Source organism: Halorubrum lipolyticum DSM 21995, from assembly GCF_000337375.1.
Taxonomy (GTDB): domain Archaea; phylum Halobacteriota; class Halobacteria; order Halobacteriales; family Haloferacaceae; genus Halorubrum; species Halorubrum lipolyticum.
In genome coordinates, this window is record NZ_AOJG01000035.1 from 13,547 (window position 1) to 30,868 (window position 17,322).

Annotated in this window: 14 protein-coding genes; 10 read left to right on the forward strand and 4 right to left on the reverse strand. The window is 66.6% G+C overall.

The window, feature by feature from the left end; genetic code table 11:
- Positions 1-526 precede the first annotated feature (526 nt).
- Positions 527-2,794: a prolyl oligopeptidase family serine peptidase gene (locus tag C469_RS12775; RefSeq protein ID WP_008007224.1), complete on the reverse strand. Its 2,268-nt coding sequence runs from the start codon at positions 2,792-2,794 to the stop codon at positions 527-529.
- A 239-nt stretch (positions 2,795-3,033) separates the two neighbouring features.
- Here C469_RS12775 and C469_RS12780 point away from each other — a divergent pair, with 239 nt between their 5' ends.
- From C469_RS12780 to C469_RS12790, 3 genes are all read left to right on the forward strand, one after another.
- Positions 3,034-3,615 carry a response regulator gene (locus C469_RS12780; RefSeq protein WP_008007226.1) on the forward strand — a complete coding sequence of 194 codons (582 nt, stop codon included), beginning with the start codon at positions 3,034-3,036 and terminating at the stop codon, positions 3,613-3,615.
- 127 nt (positions 3,616-3,742) lie between these two features.
- The gene (locus C469_RS12785) at positions 3,743-4,165 is read left to right on the forward strand and encodes an iron-sulfur cluster assembly scaffold protein (protein WP_008007227.1); all 423 of its coding nucleotides are present in this window, start codon (positions 3,743-3,745) and stop codon (positions 4,163-4,165) included.
- 94 nt (positions 4,166-4,259) lie between these two features.
- Positions 4,260-4,895, forward strand: coding sequence for an Sjogren's syndrome/scleroderma autoantigen 1 family protein (locus C469_RS12790; RefSeq protein WP_008007229.1), 636 nt, complete (start codon positions 4,260-4,262; stop codon positions 4,893-4,895).
- Positions 4,896-4,905: 10 nt separating this feature from the next.
- Here C469_RS12790 and C469_RS12795 read toward each other — a convergent pair whose 3' ends face one another.
- On the reverse strand, positions 4,906-5,499 hold the full coding sequence (locus C469_RS12795) for a class I SAM-dependent methyltransferase (RefSeq protein ID WP_008007231.1): 594 nt from the start codon (positions 5,497-5,499) through the stop codon (positions 4,906-4,908).
- A gap of 825 nt (positions 5,500-6,324) precedes the next feature.
- Between C469_RS12795 and C469_RS12800 the strand changes: the two genes are divergently transcribed.
- The 7 genes from C469_RS12800 (at position 6,325) to C469_RS12830 (ending at position 16,044) form a co-directional block, all read left to right on the forward strand.
- Positions 6,325-6,747, forward strand: coding sequence for an NUDIX hydrolase (locus C469_RS12800; RefSeq protein ID WP_049911419.1), 423 nt, complete (start codon positions 6,325-6,327; stop codon positions 6,745-6,747).
- A 113-nt stretch (positions 6,748-6,860) separates the two neighbouring features.
- A complete protein-coding gene (locus C469_RS12805; RefSeq protein WP_008007234.1) occupies positions 6,861-7,799 on the forward strand; it encodes an NAD-dependent epimerase/dehydratase family protein in 939 nt (312 codons plus the stop codon).
- A 492-nt stretch (positions 7,800-8,291) separates the two neighbouring features.
- Positions 8,292-9,263, forward strand: coding sequence for a phosphoadenosine phosphosulfate reductase family protein (locus tag C469_RS12810; protein ID WP_008007236.1), 972 nt, complete (start codon positions 8,292-8,294; stop codon positions 9,261-9,263).
- Between the two features lie 613 nt (positions 9,264-9,876).
- Entirely contained in the window at positions 9,877-12,273 is a 2,397-nt protein-coding gene (locus C469_RS12815; protein ID WP_082230148.1) for a PKD domain-containing protein, read from the forward strand.
- Between the two features lie 489 nt (positions 12,274-12,762).
- On the forward strand, positions 12,763-13,572 hold the full coding sequence (locus C469_RS12820; RefSeq protein ID WP_049911420.1) for an ABC transporter ATP-binding protein: 810 nt from the start codon (positions 12,763-12,765) through the stop codon (positions 13,570-13,572).
- Positions 13,565-14,818: an FtsX-like permease family protein gene (locus C469_RS12825; protein WP_008007244.1), complete on the forward strand. Its 1,254-nt coding sequence runs from the start codon at positions 13,565-13,567 to the stop codon at positions 14,816-14,818. Before C469_RS12820 ends, C469_RS12825 begins: the two co-directional genes overlap by 8 nt.
- The gene (locus C469_RS12830; RefSeq protein WP_008007246.1) at positions 14,815-16,044 is read left to right on the forward strand and encodes an ABC transporter permease; all 1,230 of its coding nucleotides are present in this window, start codon (positions 14,815-14,817) and stop codon (positions 16,042-16,044) included. The genes C469_RS12825 and C469_RS12830 overlap by 4 nt, the downstream gene beginning before the upstream one ends.
- Before the next feature lie 47 nt (positions 16,045-16,091).
- Here C469_RS12830 and C469_RS12835 read toward each other — a convergent pair whose 3' ends face one another.
- Together C469_RS12835 and C469_RS12840 are read right to left on the reverse strand one after the other, a co-directional pair.
- Positions 16,092-16,529 (reverse strand): hypothetical protein, encoded by a 438-nt coding sequence (locus C469_RS12835; protein ID WP_008007247.1) that lies wholly within the window; start codon positions 16,527-16,529, stop codon positions 16,092-16,094.
- Positions 16,526-17,059, reverse strand: a complete 534-nt coding sequence (locus C469_RS12840; RefSeq protein ID WP_008007249.1) for a DUF7342 family protein — start codon at positions 17,057-17,059, stop codon at positions 16,526-16,528. The genes C469_RS12835 and C469_RS12840 overlap by 4 nt, the downstream gene beginning before the upstream one ends.
- Between the last annotated feature and the right edge of the window lie 263 nt (positions 17,060-17,322).

The following is a 17,322-nucleotide window of genomic DNA, read 5'->3' on the forward strand; positions in this document are numbered from 1 at the left end:
GGAAGCGGTTACGACGTTACCGAGTGTCGTTTATAAACCGATTCCGCCGGCCGCCCGGTGAACACCTCAAAAGTCCTAGTCGCTCGCGTGTACACGTAGTCGATCACAGATCGACGGTGAACACCGCCAAAGCCCCAGCCGTGAGGGCGGCGCACGCTCGCTGCGCTCCTCACTCGGTCGCTCACTTCGCTCGCTCCCTCGTTGCGGTGTCGCCGGCGGCTTCGCCGCCGGCTGCTCGTGGCGCTACGCGCCACGCTGCTTACATCGCCTGCGCCGCCCTCACGGCTGCCCCTTTGAGTCCCACCCGCACAGCACCACAACCGCACCTCACGCCTCCCCAGCCTCGTCGGTCGCCCTTTCGCTTCGCTCGCGCGACCGACTCCAGCGAGGGACCTTCGGTCCCTCTGGCAGCCGGCGCGCAGCGCCGGCGACCTCGCGCGACGCTCCTCGCGCCCTTACAGGGCGCTCGGCGGCGCGCGCCACCGCGTTCATTTATAAATAGCCATCGCGGACGCCCACGATCCCCTCACTCGAGTTCGGGCGGATACTCGCCGACAAGCAGTTCGACGCCGGCCAGATCGCCGGCCGGCTCGAACCCGAACGCCTCGCCGTAGAAGGCGAGCTCGGCGGCGTGCGCCCGGGCGATGTTGTCGGCGTCGCGGAAGCCGTGGCGCTCCTCGGGGAACGCCACGTAGGCGTATGGCGTCTCGTTTTCGACCAGCGCGTCGATCATCGACGCCGCCTGCGCCGGCGGGACGACCTCGTCCTCGCCGCCCTGCAGGAGGAGCAGCGGGGCCGTGATCCCCGCCGCGTGGGTCAGCGGCGAGCGCTCGCGGTAGACCGCCTCGGCCTCGGGAAGCGGCCCGACGAGCCCGTCGAGGTAGCGCGACTCGAACTTGTGGGTCTCCTCGCTCAACGCCCGCAGGTCCGCGACGCCGTAGTAGCTCGCGCCGGCGTCGAAGGCGTCGTGGAACGCCAGCGCGCTCAACACGGCGAACCCGCCCGCGCTCCCGCCGGCGATCGCGAGCCGGTCCGGGTCGGCCAACCCCTCGTCGGCCGCGTACCGGGCGGCGTTGACGCAGTCGAGCGTGTCGCGGACGCCCCACTCGCCGTCGAGGGCGTCGCGGTACGCGCGACCGTACCCGGTCGACCCCCGGTAGTTCACGTCGAGGACCGCGATCCCGCGCGTGGTGAGGAACTGCGTCGACGACGACAGCGTCGCGTCCGACCGGCTGGTCGGCCCGCCGTGAACGGTGACGACGAGCGGGGGGCGCTCCCCCTTCGGGGCCGTTACGTCGGGGTTGTGCGGCGGGTAGTAGTGCGCGTGGGCGACCGCGTCCGCGGCGCCGACCGAATCGCCGGTGGGCACGGTCACTGAGCGAGGCGTCGAGACGTACGCTGGGTCGAGCGGGTCGGCGGTGGACTCGCGGAGGCGGGCGACGGATCCGCCGGCTCCGACCTCCTCCGGCGGCGTCCACTCGACGACGGCGCTCGGCGCGTCGGGCCGGTGGCCGAGGAACGCGACGCGGTCGCCGTCGGACCGGATCGACGTCGGTCGAAACGAGGTGAACGGGAGGTCGGGGTCGACGAGGTCGGCCGCCCCGGAGCCGGAACCGGCGGCGCTTCCGGCGGCGGGATCGAGCAGCCGAAGGCTCGGCTCGCCCGCCTCGGTGTACAGCGTCGCGATCCGGCCGTCGCCGAGGAAGGCGTACGCGGAGTTCCCGAGCGTCCACATCGGGACGCCGAACTCCGCGTCGGCGGGGTACAGGTTCTCGGCGTCGCCGTCCGCGATCCGGTAGAGGTTCCACCAGCCGGTCCGGTCTGAGACCGCGTGGAGCGTCCCCTCCGGCGACCACGCCGGCGAGCAGACCGACTCGTCGGGACCGCCGAGGGCGACCCGGCGGGACTCCGCCTCTCCCTCGACCGGGTCGCCGTCGTCGTCGAGGTCGGCGACGACGAGCTCGGTCCCGTCCCACGGCATGTTCGGGTGGTCCCACCGGAGGTACGCGAGCCGGCCGCCGTCCGGGGCGGGCCGCGGGGCCGCGTAGAAGTCGCCGCCGGCGGCGACGACGGTCGGGTCCGGGATCGCGCCGTCACCCCGGTCAGCGCTGTCGCCGTCACCGTCGCCTTCGCTGTCGCCGTCACCGTCACTACCGCCGTTACCGCTACCGTTGCCCTCAGGCCGGAGCGGGAACCGGACGATCTCGTTCGCGGGCTCGTCGTCGGTCCCGGGCCCGACGTGTCGCTCGCGGACCGCGTACACCGTCTCGCCGTCGGGGGCGACCGCCATGTCGGCGTACCGGAGCGCGAGCGGCTCGGCGGGCTCCGGGGTGATCGGAACCGGCTCGGCGCTCCCGTCCGCCGGGAGGCGGTAGAGGCGCTGGTCGTCCATGCTCGCGGCGACGAGGGCGTCGCCGGCGACCGCGAAGTCGCCGCCGCCGTACTGGTGGACGAGGGTCCGCGCGTCGAACTCCGTCGGAGCGAGTTCTGTCGGATCGGCGTCGCCGTCGCCACCGTCGTCGGCGTTGCCACCGTCGTCGCCGTCGCCACCATCGTCGCCGTCGCCACCATCGTCGCCGTCGCCACCATCGTCGCCGTCGCCGTCTCCGGGGCCGTTTCCCCCGGCGTTCCCGAGAGCGGTCCGACAGAGAACGCCGCGACCGCCCTCCGAGGGCCGTCGTTCGAGCCAGTACGCGTACCCGTCGGCGAGACGAACGTCGGCGAAGCCGCGTCCGCCCTCCGCGACGTCCTCCGGCGCGACGGGAGAGGGCCACTCACCGTATGGAGTCGACATGACAATCGGATCGGTCCGTCCCGTCTTAACTCTGGTCCGGCGGCGCCCTCCGCTCGTTTCACCGTCGGGGGTCCGAATCCGATCGGCGACCCGCTCGACGGCTCGCTGCCGGTCTCTCGCTCTGTACCGTGTCAACGGCGGTCGCGCAATGATTATCATCTATCCAATCAAATATTCATTTGAAGAAGAATAACAACGTACGTTGTACCCCTTCGACGAGTCGTTGCTCGCATCCCACCATGACCGACCACAATCCGTCCACTCCGCCCACTCAACCCGAGACCGCCGAACCGAGACAGTCGACAGACGCCGTCACTGCGACCGAATCCGCGGCGGCCGGCGCCGGCTCGGTCGACGGGGAGCCCGGCCGGATCGACGTGCTGCACGTCGATCCGGACCCGCGGTCGGCGGAGCTTCTGGCGACGTTCGCGGCGCACGCCGCGGACCCGATTTCGGTCCGTTCGGTGGGGAGGGCCGAGGCGGCGCTGGCCGCGATCGACGGCACCGACTGCGTCGTGACGGAACAGCGGCTCCCCGACGGGTCGGGCGTGGCGCTCGTCGACCGACTCCGCGGCGACGGCGAGACCCTCCCGGTCGTGTTCCACACCACCCACCGCGACGAGCGGGTCGAGGCGCGGGCGTTCGGCGTCGGCGCGGACGCGTACTTCGAGAAGCGCTCTTCGCGGGGGCAGTACGAGCGCATCCTCGACTGTGTCCGGTCGCTCGTCGAGACGCGCGATTCCCGCCGCTTCGGACCCGCCGAGCCGCCGTCGGTCGACGACCCGCCGGGCGCCTCAGAAACGATCCGTTCGGAGGAATGACCCGTCTCCGCTCGGAGGAGTGGCCCGTCTCCGCTCGGAGGAGTGACTCGTCTCCGCTCGGGCAAACGCCCCGGTTCGGCGGGGCGACGGAACCCTTTTGACTCGCACGGGCCTACCTGAAACCGATATGGGACTGGGCTCGGACATGTACCGGCAGCAGATTCTCGACCACTACAAGAACCCGCGCAACTACGGGGAGCTCGAGGACCCCGACTTCACCCACGTCGGCGAGAACCCCTCCTGCGGCGACACGATCCGGATGCAGGTCGGCCTCGACGACGCGGGCGAGACCATCGACGCGGTGCGGTTCACCGGCGACGGCTGCGCCATCTCGATGGCCTCCGCGAGCATGCTCTCCGAGCGCCTCCACGGAATGTCGATCGGGGAGCTCGACGAGCTCGACACCGACGACGTCACCGAGATGCTCGGCGTCGACATCTCGCCGATGCGCGTGAAGTGCGCGGTGCTCGGCCGGCAGGTCGCGCAGGACGGCTCGAAGATCCACCGCGGCGAGCTCGACCCCGACGACCGCACGAAGACCGAGGAGTAGGCTCCCTCGCTGCCGAACCGCCTCGAACCGCTCCCCCTTCCCGCCCCGTCCCGAGCCCACCGGACTTTTGCTCGTGAGTCACGTTCGTCCGCGTATGAGCGACGGGTTCGACAAGGAGGCCGAACGCGAGAAGCTCCGCGAGAAGCTCGCGGACGACGACGAGAAGCGCGAACACACCCAGCGGATGTCCGAGTTGCTGTTGCAGGGCGCGACGATGACGAACCGCCACTGCGACGACTGCGGCGACCCCATCTTCCGGCACGACGGGCAGGAGTTCTGTCCGACGTGTCAGGCGGCCGGATCGGGCGGGGGCGCGCAGGGCGAGTCTCAAGAGAGCGCGCAGACCGCAGATCTGGAAGGGGCGGGGAACGCGCCGCGAACGGTCGTGAAGACCGGAAACAGCGAGGAGGGTTCGTCGCAGGGAGAGCCCCGAGATCCGTCGGAGCCCTCGGCTACGGATCAGTCGGCTCCCCCGAATGTGAATCGGAACACCGCCACCTCGAACGCGGCCTCACCCCCGACGAACGCCGAGGCGTCGCGTGACGAACCGGCGACGACCCCGCCGGCCGACCCCGCCGATTCGGGAACCCTCGCCGACGCCCGCGCGTCGCTGACGCGGACGCTGGCGCGGTTCGCCCGCGCGGCCGAGGAGACCGACGACCCGCGGCGCGCCCGCGACCACCTGCAGGCGGCGCGCGAGGCGGCGGAGGCGCTGTCGGCGCTGGACTGACGCGAACTCCTCAGCGCTCGAAGACGAGCCCGTAGTGGTACGGCGGGAGGTCGACCTCTCGCACGAGGCGCAGGTCGCTCGCGTCCTCGACGGCTCGGCGGGTCGCCTCCGGCGCGAGGCGCAGGTCGGTGGGCGGCCCTCTGGGCTCGCCCCCGATCGTCGTCTCCTCTCGCGGTCGGTCGCGCCAGTTGATTACGGCGAACCGGCCGTCGACGGCGAGCGCGGCCGCGACCGCCGCGACGAACGCGGCGCGGTCCTCGACGCCGTGAAACGCGTTCGCGAGCAGCGCGAAGTCCGCGGGCTCGGGGAGCAGCTCCGGGAGCGCCCGCGCATCTCCCTCGATGGTTCTGACGTTGTCGATCCCCTGCTCCGCCGCGAGCGCGTCGAGTTCGGCGAGCAGCGACCCGTCGACGTCGACCGCGTACACCGCGGCCGGGTCGGCGATCCGCGCGGCGGGCAGCGCGAAGTAGCCGTTCCCGCTGCCGATCTCGACGACGCGGTCCCCCGGCGCGAGCCCGAGCCGCCGGAGGGTAGCGCCCGGCGTCGGCCACACCCGTCCCCACCAGTCCCAGTCCGGCTGTCCCGTGTTCTGAAAGCGGTCCACGGCCGGCCGTGGGACGCGGGGGGAATTATCGGTTCGGATCGCCGTCTTCGGGCGTGGCCGTCAGTCTTCGAGCGAATTTGCCGGAGCCGGTGTGACCGAGGCGTCACGCCGGGTGGTGTCCGTGACGATCGACAGCCTCCCCGCGAAGGCGACTCCGACGAAGTTGAACTCGGTTTCGGGTCCAGCGAGACGATGAAATATCATATTAACCTACAATATCTGTTCCAGATACGTTTGGATCAACTGTAGCCGATCGACCGCTCACAGCCGGGTTGTGAAACCCGATCTGTGACGCTTCGGCGGACGGACATCGGATCGAATTCGGTCGATGAGCTCGTGATTCACACCTCCACGCAGCGCTACTGTCTGTCCACAATTGTTTATATACGATCGAAAATAACCCTAAATACTCTTTTCCAGTTAAAATAACGCGTCTAGTAGTGTTTCTCTCTGAAATATGCGGGCCCCGATAGAAGCCGTACTCCGTTCTCGTCGACGGCGCTCTGCGGTTCCCGCTGTACTTCATCGTCAAATACTCGCATTTCGACACGAAATTCGGGATAGCTGAACCGCTACTGAAGATGTATCAAATAAGAATATTATATCATATTTATCACTTATCAAACTTTTATACACTGCTCCAGATGGCGTCGAGTTCCCAGTGGCTCCTGCGGAAACGGGACAGCTTCACAAACGGATGTGGCTCCGATACATTTTTTAGTAGATTCCACACTCCGCATCTCCACACGCCTGTTGTTCACCTGACTGCGCGCGGTTTTCTCACAACACGAATGCTTATTATTGTTGAATGTCCGTCTCGATATCATGACGGAACGGCTTCTGAAACCGAGTGTGAGTGTTCGCGGCGTGCTTTCTGGTCCTCGCGAAGACGTCCTCGTCTTACGGCGCGATACGGACGGCGAGTGGGAGCTTCCCGGCGGTCGGATGGGGCCGTCCGAAAGCGTCTCGGAGTGTCTCCGCCGCGAAGTCCGTGAGGAGACGTCGCTCTCGTTGGAGATCGAGGATATCCTCCTCGCGAACTCGTGGTCGAACGACCGGGACCAGGACCGGTTTGCGGTGTACTACGTCTGTGAAACGGACGAACGCGCCGTCTCTCTGAGCGAGGAGCACGTCGAGTCCGAATGGGTGTCTCCCTCCGAGGCCGCGTTTCTGCTCTCGTCGCCGCAGGCGACTGCAGTGCGGCTGTCGTGCGATCGTATCGACACGAACCCCGTCTTAGATCTGTAGCTCCGCCTTGGATCCGTCGCGGCGTGCGCGGCCGTCGCACGACGCGATCTCACACACGCGGCGGGTGTTCGCGCTCTCCAAAGTTACTTACTTCCATGCGAACACCCCTGGATATGGACCTTTCAAACGCGCACGCACTCGTCACGGGCGGTGCGGGCCTCATCGGGAGTTACCTGGCACGCGATCTGATCGAGGGCGGAGCGACCGTCAGAGTCGCCGACGATCTCTCGAAGGGCGACCGTGACCGCGTGCCCTCCGCCGCCGAGTTCGTTCAGGCGGATCTCACCGATCCGGACGACGTCGCGGCGGCGCTCACCGAGGACATCGATATCGTGTTCCACCTCGCGGCGTACACGGACACGAACTACGACGACGACCGGAAGCTGTTCGAAGAGAACACCGAGATGACGTACAACCTCCTCGAACGGATGGAGGAGGTCGACGTGTCGAACGTCGCGTTCACCTCCTCGTCGACCGTGTACGGGGAGGCCCCGCGTCCGACCCCCGAGGATTACGCCCCGCTCGAACCGATCTCCATCTACGGATCGTCGAAGCTCGCCGACGAGGCGTTGCTCTCGACGTACGCCCACTCGTACGACTTCACCGTCTGGGTGTTCCGGTTCGCAAACATCGTCGGCCCGCACCAGCGCGGCACCGTGATCCCGGACTTCATCGAGAAGCTCATCGAAGACCCGTCCGAGCTCGAAATTCTCGGGAACGGCCGCCAAGAGAAGTCGTACCTCCACGTCTCCGAGTGCGTCGAGGCCATGCAACACATCGTCGAGCACGCGGGAGGCGACCTCAACACGTACAACCTCGGCACGCGCACGACGACGTCGGTCACGGCAATCGCGGACATCGTCAGCGACGAGCTGGACCTCGACCCGGCCTACTCGTACACGGGCGGCGACCGCGGCTGGACCGGCGACGTACCGAAAATGCGACTCTCCATCGAGAAGGTCTCGAGCCTCGGCTGGGAACCCGCTCTGTCTAGCCACGAGGCGGTCCGCCGCGGGACGCGCGAGCTCGCCTCGGAGCTGCTCGACGAGTAGTCGACGGCAGTCCCGCAGTTGGGTTCCCGCTCGTAGATCGGAGCGTCAGAAAGGCGCCTGTCCCGTCTGCCGGTCCGTCCCGTTCACTGATGACGCGTTTTCTTGGTGCGCCGGCACTTTTCACACAGGCTTCGTGCCGAAATTCCACGCCCCAACACCTTGCCGCATTTACAACGGGGTACTTTCGATTGCTCCGCCATGCTACACATGTTGCCAATACACAATGATAGTACTTTCCCCTACTCGGGCGAGCGCAGCGTGGAGAGCGTCTCTGCACATACCAGCGTGGAGAGCGTCTCTGCACATACTCGAATACACGTGCGAACGCGTGGAAGCGCACTGTAACGGTAGACGCGGCAAGAACGACCAAGAGTGGGCATCTGGGGGGTGAGACGGAGAAACCGCTGTGGGTCCGTGAGCGAGTAGGATGTGGCAGTTCACGCTCTCTGAACACAGAAAGACTCTTTTTACTTCAATGAAAGTACCGTTCGTATGTCAGATTCCACGCTGGCGTCCGTCGATGTCGATTACACCGACGGCGAAGGAGAAGACCCGGCGGATTACCCGTCGCTGCAACACAAGATCGAGAAGGCCATCGAAGTCACCAAAACCGGACTCGAGGAGTACGAGAACCCCGCCGTGATGTGGACGGGCGGAAAGGACTCGACGCTCACCCTGTACTTCATCAATCAGGTCGCCGAAAAGTACGGCTACGAGAAGCCGACCGCCGTCTTCATCGACCACTTCCAGCACTTCGACGAGATCACCGACTTCGTCGAACACTGGGCTGACGAGTGGGACATCGACCTCGTGTACGCGCGCAACGAGGACGTCGGCGCGTACGCGGACGAACACGGCCTCGAGCCCGGCGACGACATCCCGGTGTCGGCCCTCTCCGACCACAACAAACGCCACGTCCGGGAGATCCTCGAGTACGAGGAGGACACGTTCCCGTTCCTGTTGGACACCTACGTGGGGAACCACCTCCTGAAGACCGTCGCGCTGAACGACGCGTTAGAGGAGTACGAGATCGACGGCGTGATCTCCGGGATCCGGTGGGACGAGCAGGACGCCCGCGCCGACGAGACGTTCTTCTCCCCGCGTCACGACCCGGACATCTACCCGCCCCACGACCGGATTCAGCCGATCCTGCAGTTCGACGAGGCGGACGTCTGGGACGTGTTCTGGAGCTACGTGGTCCCCGACACCGTTGCGGCGTTCCCAGACGAGGGCTACGTCCCCGACTCCGCCGACGACCTCCCCGACGGCGTCAGCCAAGCGGCGATCCCCATCTCGCCGAAGTACTTCGCCGGGTTCCGCTCGCTGGGAAGCGAAGTCAGCACCGAGAAGACGGAGGCGGTCCCGGCTTGGAAACAGGACCTCGAGAACACGACGGAGCGCGCCGGCCGCGCCCAAGACAAGGAGGACCTGATGGAGCGGCTGCGGGACCTCGGCTACATGTGAACGGGTAGGGGCTTACCACAACCCCTGGAGTGTTGTTCGAACTGGTTCGAACGAACGATTTACGATAGTGACGTCTCGCGTACGAATGGGCGATATCTGTGTCCGAATTTATAATTACATAGGTACGGCCGTAATACTTATTATTCAATCAAAAATCATATTCATTCCAAATCGCGGGTTTATATGATCGGTACTATCTGTCCTAATCCGTCGGCGTGCGTTTGATTCGGGACCGTCGACGTACTGGCACAATTTTCCATCGAGTTGAGTCACCGTCCTACAGATGAGCAAGGCGAGTGCCTCGGGGCTTGACCCCGAGTCGGGTCACCAACCGCAACGTAATCGCGACCGGTCTCGGGGAGAATTCACTGGACTGCTCACTGCTCCAACTGAGCTGATTAGACCGTTCATCTGCGTACATATAGAATATAGATACAGTATCTAATTCAGATATGTTTTAACTGTCATTTTCTGCCGCGCTATCCGTAGCGGGCGGAAAGTAACCAATACCGTTGTTTAATATGTGTTCTCTCCGTGAAATTACTACTGTTACTCAATCTTATCAGTCGACCAAAGATGTTAATAGTATTCGAGACAGTCATTTTTCCAATTCATGGGGAGTCACAGACATCTTGCCGTACTCATGGCGATCGCGATGGTCCTCGCACCGATCGCCGGAGCGGCAGGGACGGTCGGAGCGACACAGCAACTAGGAGACGGACCGTCACACGCGATCGGCCACGGCGAAACCGTTCAACAGACCGGTTCGAACCCCTCCAACCCGTCGGAACTGCCCGGTAACTTCATCAACGCGACCGAAAGCGTCGACGTTTGGGACCGGGCTGTCTTCCCGCTTCGCGCGGACCGGAGCGATGACGCGGACACCGCGACCTCCGTTGACAACATCTATCTCGAGGCCGCTGCTCCCGGACTCGGTGCCCAGCCGCTCCAGGGTTCCGGCGATCGGAATCTCGTCGTCTACCCGGACGACGCGACGATCGATCTCACGTTCGACGTCGCCGGGACCGACGCGAGCGCGGACGACCTCGCGGGTGAGGAGGTCCACCTGATCTCGGCGAAAGTCGAGTCTTCCGAGGAGACTGAGCTCCCGTCGGCATTCGATCCCCAGTCGCTCCGGGAGTTCGTTCGAGACGAGGCAGACAGTGAGACCGTCGCGTTCGAAAACGCGTCCACGGCCACCGTCGGGAACGACGGCAGTGTCGACTTCGAGTACGACCTCACAGAGGGGGACCGCGGCGCGGGATCGTACATGTTCATGGCCGTGACGACGGCGAACGGCGGGATCGACACCTCGAATCAGAACCTCAGCGTCCCCGGCGAGGCGACCGTTCTCGGCGTCGATACCGCCGCCGTCCAGCGGACCTCCTCTGAGGTGACCGTCGCCGACGACGACGAGACACACGACGTGGGCGACAACGTCTCGTTCGACGTCGACGCGGGGCTGACCACCGAAGACGGCCGGGTCGACCACGCGATCGCACTCTGGAACGAGTCCGCCGTCGCCGGCGAGCGGTTGACGATCATCGCGCCCGATACCGTCTCGACCGGCACGACCGCCGATGATTTCACGATCAATCACACGATCGAAAACGTGGCCGGCGTTCAGAACGTCGATGGCGACGCCTCCGCGTTCGGGCGGACGCTCACCGACAACCGGCGGTCCGGCGTGTTCGAACTCGCGGATATCGTCTCGTTCCTCGCGAACGAGGGCGAGTTCAGCGGACCGGAGACGAACCGGGTCGGCTCGACCACGATCAACGCGTCGGTAACGTCGGTCAACGCGACCGGCTCGAGCACGACGATCGAGGTCGAGACGCTGGAGTCGTTCGAACCGGGCGAGTACGTCGCCGTCCACATGGCCATGGCCGACGGCGATCTGACGGAAGTCTCGTCCAGTCGCACCGACATCACTCTGGTCAACGAGAGCGGTCCCGGTCAGGGTCCCGGTGATAACCCCGGTCAGGGTCCCGGTGACAACCCCGGTCAGGGTCCCGGTGACAACCCCGGTCAGGGTCCCGGTGATAACCCCGGTCAGGGTCCCGGTGATAACCCCGGTCAGGGTCCCGGTGACAACCCCGGTCAAGGGCAAGGACCCGGTCTCGGTCCGGGTTCCGTCGTCGAGGAGAACCCCGACCGGATCCGTGAACTCGTCTCGGTGCCGGAAGACGTCAACCCGATTGTCGCGGAACAGGGCGAACTCCGTTTCGACGAGGAGAACGACACCTCCGTCGTCGAGTTCGCCGGGCGGACGACCGCGGAACAGGTCAGTATCAATGACGAAGTCAACGGGACCGTCACCACGGTCAGACTCGACGGCAATCCGGGAGAAACCGGCTCGCCGCCCGGCCAGTCCGTCTCTACGCTCCAAATAGCGGTGCCCGAGGAAGCCGCCGACACCGAGAGCGAACTCGTGTTCAACATCTCGCGGACGGAGCTCGACGACGTCGAATCCCCCGAGGATCTCAGGGTCAACCGCTTCGCCGACGGCGAGTGGGGCCACGACGAGATCGAGACCGAAGTGATCGACGAACCGGGCGAGCCGATCCGGATCGAGGCCGAAACGCCGGGGTTCTCGTTCTTCTCGGTCACCGCGGTGAGCGAACCCGAAGCGGTGATCGACGCACCCGACCAGGTGGGCGCCGACGAGGAGTTCACCCTCGACGGGAGCGAGTCGACCGACCGCTACGGCGAGGTCGTCTCCTACGACTGGGAGGTCGGTGACGAGAGTCAGACCGGGGAGACCGTTACGGCGGCGCTCGAAGAACCCGGAACCGTTGACATCGAACTAACGGTGACGAACGACGCCGGTGAGACGAGCTCGACGACGGTCCCGATTACCGTCGAGGAGTCCACAGACGGAGACGACGCGGCGGACGGCGGGGCCCAGCCGATCGAGGAACCGTCCGGGTTCCCGGTGCTCGGCTCCGTTCTCGTGATCGCGTTCATCGCACTCCTGGCCGGCGCACTGTTCGTGCGCCGTCGAAACTGAAACAGGTAGCGGGCCGACGGCGAATCCGCCATCTTTCCTTTTCGTTCTTTTCATCCTTTTCGACGCTTCCGATACCCCTCGGGGCCATCGTGACCCACTGCGGGAACAGGAGCCACGCGCCGACGCTGACGACGACGGTGGGCCGGCGACCCGGACTGATACTCCCGACGGACATCCATTCGTATCCGGCAGAAGAACGACAAACAATTTATAAAAACGACAAATATATGTGAGATTGAAACATCCGAGATCGGATTCCATCGGCGATCTCCGAGTCGCTCTTCGGGGGCGGGGGCGTCGCTCACGTCACGCCGGCCGATCGCGCTCCGGGGCACAACGACGCGGGTCGTCGGCGGCTCCGGGATGCGGCCGCGCTGGTCACCGTGCGGCCGCGAACTCGCGGGGAGCCGACGTCGATCGATCCGGGAGCGCCGACGCCGACAATCAACATTTATACCGGTTCTCACCGACGTACCGTTCGTCTCAACCATGTCGCCCCCTTCGAACACCTCGGCTCCCACCGTGACGGACCTCGACGGGACGGCGGAGCGCGTCGTGACGTGTTCGGAGGTCACGCGGACGTTTTCGCGAGGCGGAACGGGCGGTTGGCTCTCCGGTGGCGACCGGCGCGCCGAAACGGTCACCGCGGTCGCGGACGTGTCGCTCGCGGTCTCCCGCGGCGAGTTCGTCGGCCTCGCCGGGCCGAGCGGCAGCGGGAAGTCGACGCTGCTCCACCTGCTCGCGGGGTTAGACGTCCCCACCTCGGGGACGGTCACGCTCGCCGGCCGGGACGTGGGGTCGCTGTCCCCGCGGGGGCGAACCGCCCTGCGGCTCGACCACGTCGGCGTCGTGTTCCAGCACTTCCACCTCCTGTCGTCGCTGTCGGCGCGCGCGAACGTCGCCGCCCCGCTCATCGAGCTCGGCCACTCGAAGCGGCAGCGCCGTGAGCGGGCGACGACGCTTCTCGAACGGGTCGGTCTCGGGGACCGGATCGACCACAAACCGGGCGAGCTGAGCGGGGGCGAACGACAGCGGGTCGCCGTCGCCCGGGCGCTCTCGACCGCCCCCGACCTGGTGATCGCCGACGAGCCGACGGGCGAGTTGGACACGGCGACCGGCGCGCGGGTGCTCGACGTGTTGGCGGACGTCGCGAGCGACTGCGCGGTGATCGTCGCCTCACACGATCACCAGGCGCTCGACCGCGTCGAACGGGTGATACGGCTTCGGGACGGCCGCCGCGAGGACGAGGGCGCCGACGCGACGAGGGGAGAGAACGAGACGATGAGCGGGCATGAGTGACGCGGATCGCGGGTCTCGCCCGCGACGCGTCGTCGCGCTCGTGGGGCTCGGCGTCCGGCGAACGGTCGGCAAGGCGCGCGGCGGCACGTCTCGACGGCTGTTGTTGAGCGTGTCGGGGGTGGCGGTGGCGATCATGGTGATGGTCATGGTCTCCGGCGTCGCCCTCGGACTCGCTTCCCAAAGCGCCGTCCAGAGCGAGGACGTCGACTACTGGGTCGTTCCCGAGGGCGGGAATCTGGACACGATCGCGGTGTCGACCGAAGGGCCGCAGTTGGGATCGACACACGAGTTGACGGAGCGGCTGCGAGGCGACGAGCGGGTCCGATACGCGACGCCCGTCCTCCTCCAGGTCGTCCCCGTCTCCTCGCCGGGAGGTGACTCGCTGGAGTACGTCCTCTTCGTCGGCGTCGTCGCCCCCGAGGGGTCGACACCGACGGTCGCGGGCGTCTCGACCGCGCAACTGGAACCGGGCGACCCGTACTACGCCAACGGGAGCTACGACGGGCGGTGGACGGGCGAGGTCGTCGTCAACGCGGGGGCGGCGGCGCTGTTGAACGCGTCGAACGGGAGCGCGATCGCGCCCGCCAGGGGCGCACCGGAGCCGCTTCGCGTTCAGGCCGTCTCCGAGACCGACTTCCGGACCGGGATCGGGAGCACGCCGGTCGCGCTCGTCCACCTGAGCGAGCTGCAGGCGATGACCGGCGCGACCGACGCCGACGCCGCCGATCAGCTGCTCGTGAGCACCGACGACCCGGCCGTGCGGGAGTCGCTGACGGAGCTGTACCCGAACACCGCCGTCACGACTCGGACGGGCATCGCCGCCCGGGACGCGTCGCTCTCCAGTCTCCCGTTCGCGATGGGCGTCGCCGCGCTCGTCGTCGCGCTGCTCGTGGGGCTGCTGTTCACGGCGACGATGACCGGGCTGGAGGTGACGAACGACCGGACGGCGCTCGCGACGCTGGCGGCGCTCGGCTACTCGGACCGCTCGCTGTCGGTGCTCGTCGTCGTCGAGACGGTCACGGTCGCCGCGCTCGGCGGGCTCGTCGGCGTGGGTCTCGGCGCTGTCGGGATCGCCGTCACGAACGCGGTCGCGGCCGCGACGCTCGGCGTCCCCTCGATCGCGCTGTTCAGTCCGGCGCTGCTCGGGTACGGCCTCGTCGTGGCGCTGTTCATCGGGCTGCTCTCGGCCCCGTACCCGATCTGGCTCTCGCGGCGATCGGAGACGCTCGAGGTGATCCGGGGATGAGCCTCGGGAGTCGGCTCGCGGCGATCGGCGGGATCGCGGTCGCACAGCTCCGCCACGACCGGACGCGGACCGCGCTGGCCGTCATCGGCGTGACGCTGGCGGTGGCCGCCACCGTGTTGCTCGCGGCGACCGGGGTCGGCGTCGTCGAGACCGGTCAGGACCGGTTCGGCGACGCGGGGCGAGACCTGTGGCTCACCGGCGAGACGATCCAGTTCGCGCCGGGACAGGTGGGCGGCGTCGAGAACTCGATCCACGGCGCACACGAGGTCGCCACGGAGCTGCGGAGCCGCGAGTCGGTCAACACGGTGGGGCCGCTGCTGTTTCAGACCGTCTACGTGAGCGCCGACGGTGAGGAGTTCCAGACGCTCGCGGCGATGGGCGTCCCGAGCAGCGCCGGCGTCTCGATCTCGCGGGGCGAGGGGTTCGAGGGCGACGCCCACTACGCCGAGGGGAGCTACGACGGGCCGATGACGCACGAGATCCTGATCGACGAGCGGACCGCGGCGCTGCTGGGAGTGGACGTCGGCGACGCGATCTACGCCGGCGGGACGGTCTCCGCGGCGCGCGACCACCGCTTCGAGGTGGTGGGGATCTCCGGGACCGGCAACCAGTTCTTGGGGACGCCGACGGTCACCCTCCCGCTGAGCGAGCTCCAGGAGATCACCGGGAAGACCGAGACCGACCCCGCGACGCTCATCGCGCTCACCCTCGAGGAGGGCGCGGACGCGGAGCGGGTCGGCGACCGGCTGGCGGCGGCGTACCCGGAGCTGACCGTCCGGACGAACGAAGAGCAGTTCCGGGCGACGCTCCAGCGACAGGCCGTCGCGTTGGCCGGCGGCGCGAGCCTGATCGTCCTCGCGGTGGTGGCGGGGCTCGCGCTGACGCTGAACGTGTTGCTGTCGATGGCGTACCAGCAGCTCCACGAGTACGCGGCGTTGCGCTCGCTCGGGAGCTCGGGGGGAACGCTCACCGGGATCGTCCTCTGTCAGTCGGCGATCGTCGGGGCGCTCGGGTGCGCGATCGGGCTCGCGGTGGCCGTCCCGGCCGCACGCGCGATCGACGTCGTCGCGGCCGCAGTCACCGGCTTCGAGAACGTGGTCCGGCTCTCGCCGCGGGTGTTCCTGCTCGGCGTCGGCGTCGCCGCGGTGACGAGCCTGCTGAGCGGCGTGCTGGTCGGCTGGCGATTCCTGCGACTGGACGCGGTTCGAGTCCTGCGAGAGGGGTGACGGGTTCGTGTGTCCACCGAGTACGGAAGGCGGGGGGCGTCGAACACTCATACAGAATCCCACAGCTGTCCGACCCGATCGTCGATCCATGGGAGGACCGCCGCTTCGAGGACCCGCGTGAGATCCGTCGCGTACGTGCGGTCGACTGCGGATTCCGTGCTCGCGTCCGGAAGCGGGTGGTAGTGATCCCGCGAATTGTGCGATTGCTCGTGTCTGTCCCACCGACATCGACGACGCTCTCCGGAACGGCGTTCGATGTATGATATATGGAACTCCCCGTTCGTGTATGCCCGAAGTTCGAGCGTCACGTCGTCAACACCGCTCGGATAGTAGTCGGTGTCGAACGTGACGACGAGGCTCTCGAGTTTGTTCGACGGAAACAGTGAGGTCGTTCGAACTCCGTCTCGCTGCCCGAACAGTCGCCCGACGTATCGGAGCGTTTCCTCGTCGACGGTTCGAGACGCGTCGGGGCCATCCACGGTCACGCGGCTTTCCCGTCAGTGGACGAGTCCTCGGCGCGCCCTTGTCGAACCCGTTCCAGCCGGGTAATCCGTTCTCGGACGGTTCGCCACTCGCTTATCGCGATCCAGGTGTCGTCGATGTCGTCGAAGTCCGCGTGTTCGAGCGCATCTACGCCGTCCGGTGAGTCCACACCGAACCGCTCTCGAAAGTCCCGCTCCCGTGCCGTGAGTTCGGAGAGCGTGTCGCGCAGCTCACTCGGCGAAAGCTTCTCCAGTCGGCTTCGCCGCCGCCACTCGAAGTACGATTCGTTCCGTTTGTAGGTGATCGGCGTCTCGGACACCGCTTCGACGACCCCGATATCCTCGAGCCGTTTGAGATGCCGCCGGGCGGTGTCCGGAGCGCAGGAGGCGCGCTCGGCGACCGCGGTGACTCCCGCGGGCTCGTACAACTGGAGTGCGACTCCGTACACACGCTCGTCAGCCGGCACGGAGTCGAGATCGTCGCGAAACCCCTCCGCGAGGGCGAATTCAGCCGGAGGCCCATCGGATGTCATGTCTTCACGTTGTTACTCAGACCAAATAAATCTGTAGGAGACGATCTATTTCGTTTCGCTCGTTACGCGAACTCTGCGTCTCGATACCGTACCGAATCCACAGTGTCGGGAGTTGGCTTCCGTCCGCGACCGAAGCGTGGGATCTCTCTGCCGCTCTGCGAGACGGACTTCATCCGATCCAGCGGATCCGTGTACAGCCGATTGGACACTCGATTCGGAACCAGCACGGCGCGGAGCGGTCTCGTACCTGTCTCTTATACACA

Bases quoted from the DNA above. Each gene is read 5' to 3' on its own strand.
- C469_RS12775 (WP_008007224.1), bottom strand. From the start codon at position 2,794: ATGTCGACTCCATACGGTGAGTGGCCCTCTCCCGTCGCGCCGGAGGAC.
- C469_RS12780 (WP_008007226.1), top strand. From the start codon at position 3,034: ATGACCGACCACAATCCGTCCACTCCGCCCACTCAACCCGAGACCGCC.
- C469_RS12785 (WP_008007227.1), top strand. From the start codon at position 3,743: ATGGGACTGGGCTCGGACATGTACCGGCAGCAGATTCTCGACCACTAC.
- C469_RS12790 (WP_008007229.1), top strand. From the start codon at position 4,260: ATGAGCGACGGGTTCGACAAGGAGGCCGAACGCGAGAAGCTCCGCGAG.
- C469_RS12800 (WP_049911419.1), top strand. From the start codon at position 6,325: ATGACGGAACGGCTTCTGAAACCGAGTGTGAGTGTTCGCGGCGTGCTT.
- C469_RS12805 (WP_008007234.1), top strand. From the start codon at position 6,861: ATGGACCTTTCAAACGCGCACGCACTCGTCACGGGCGGTGCGGGCCTC.
- C469_RS12810 (WP_008007236.1), top strand. From the start codon at position 8,292: ATGTCAGATTCCACGCTGGCGTCCGTCGATGTCGATTACACCGACGGC.
- C469_RS12815 (WP_082230148.1), top strand. From the start codon at position 9,877: ATGGGGAGTCACAGACATCTTGCCGTACTCATGGCGATCGCGATGGTC.
- C469_RS12820 (WP_049911420.1), top strand. From the start codon at position 12,763: ATGTCGCCCCCTTCGAACACCTCGGCTCCCACCGTGACGGACCTCGAC.
- C469_RS12825 (WP_008007244.1), top strand. From the start codon at position 13,565: ATGAGTGACGCGGATCGCGGGTCTCGCCCGCGACGCGTCGTCGCGCTC.
- C469_RS12830 (WP_008007246.1), top strand. From the start codon at position 14,815: ATGAGCCTCGGGAGTCGGCTCGCGGCGATCGGCGGGATCGCGGTCGCA.
- C469_RS12840 (WP_008007249.1), bottom strand. From the start codon at position 17,059: ATGACATCCGATGGGCCTCCGGCTGAATTCGCCCTCGCGGAGGGGTTT.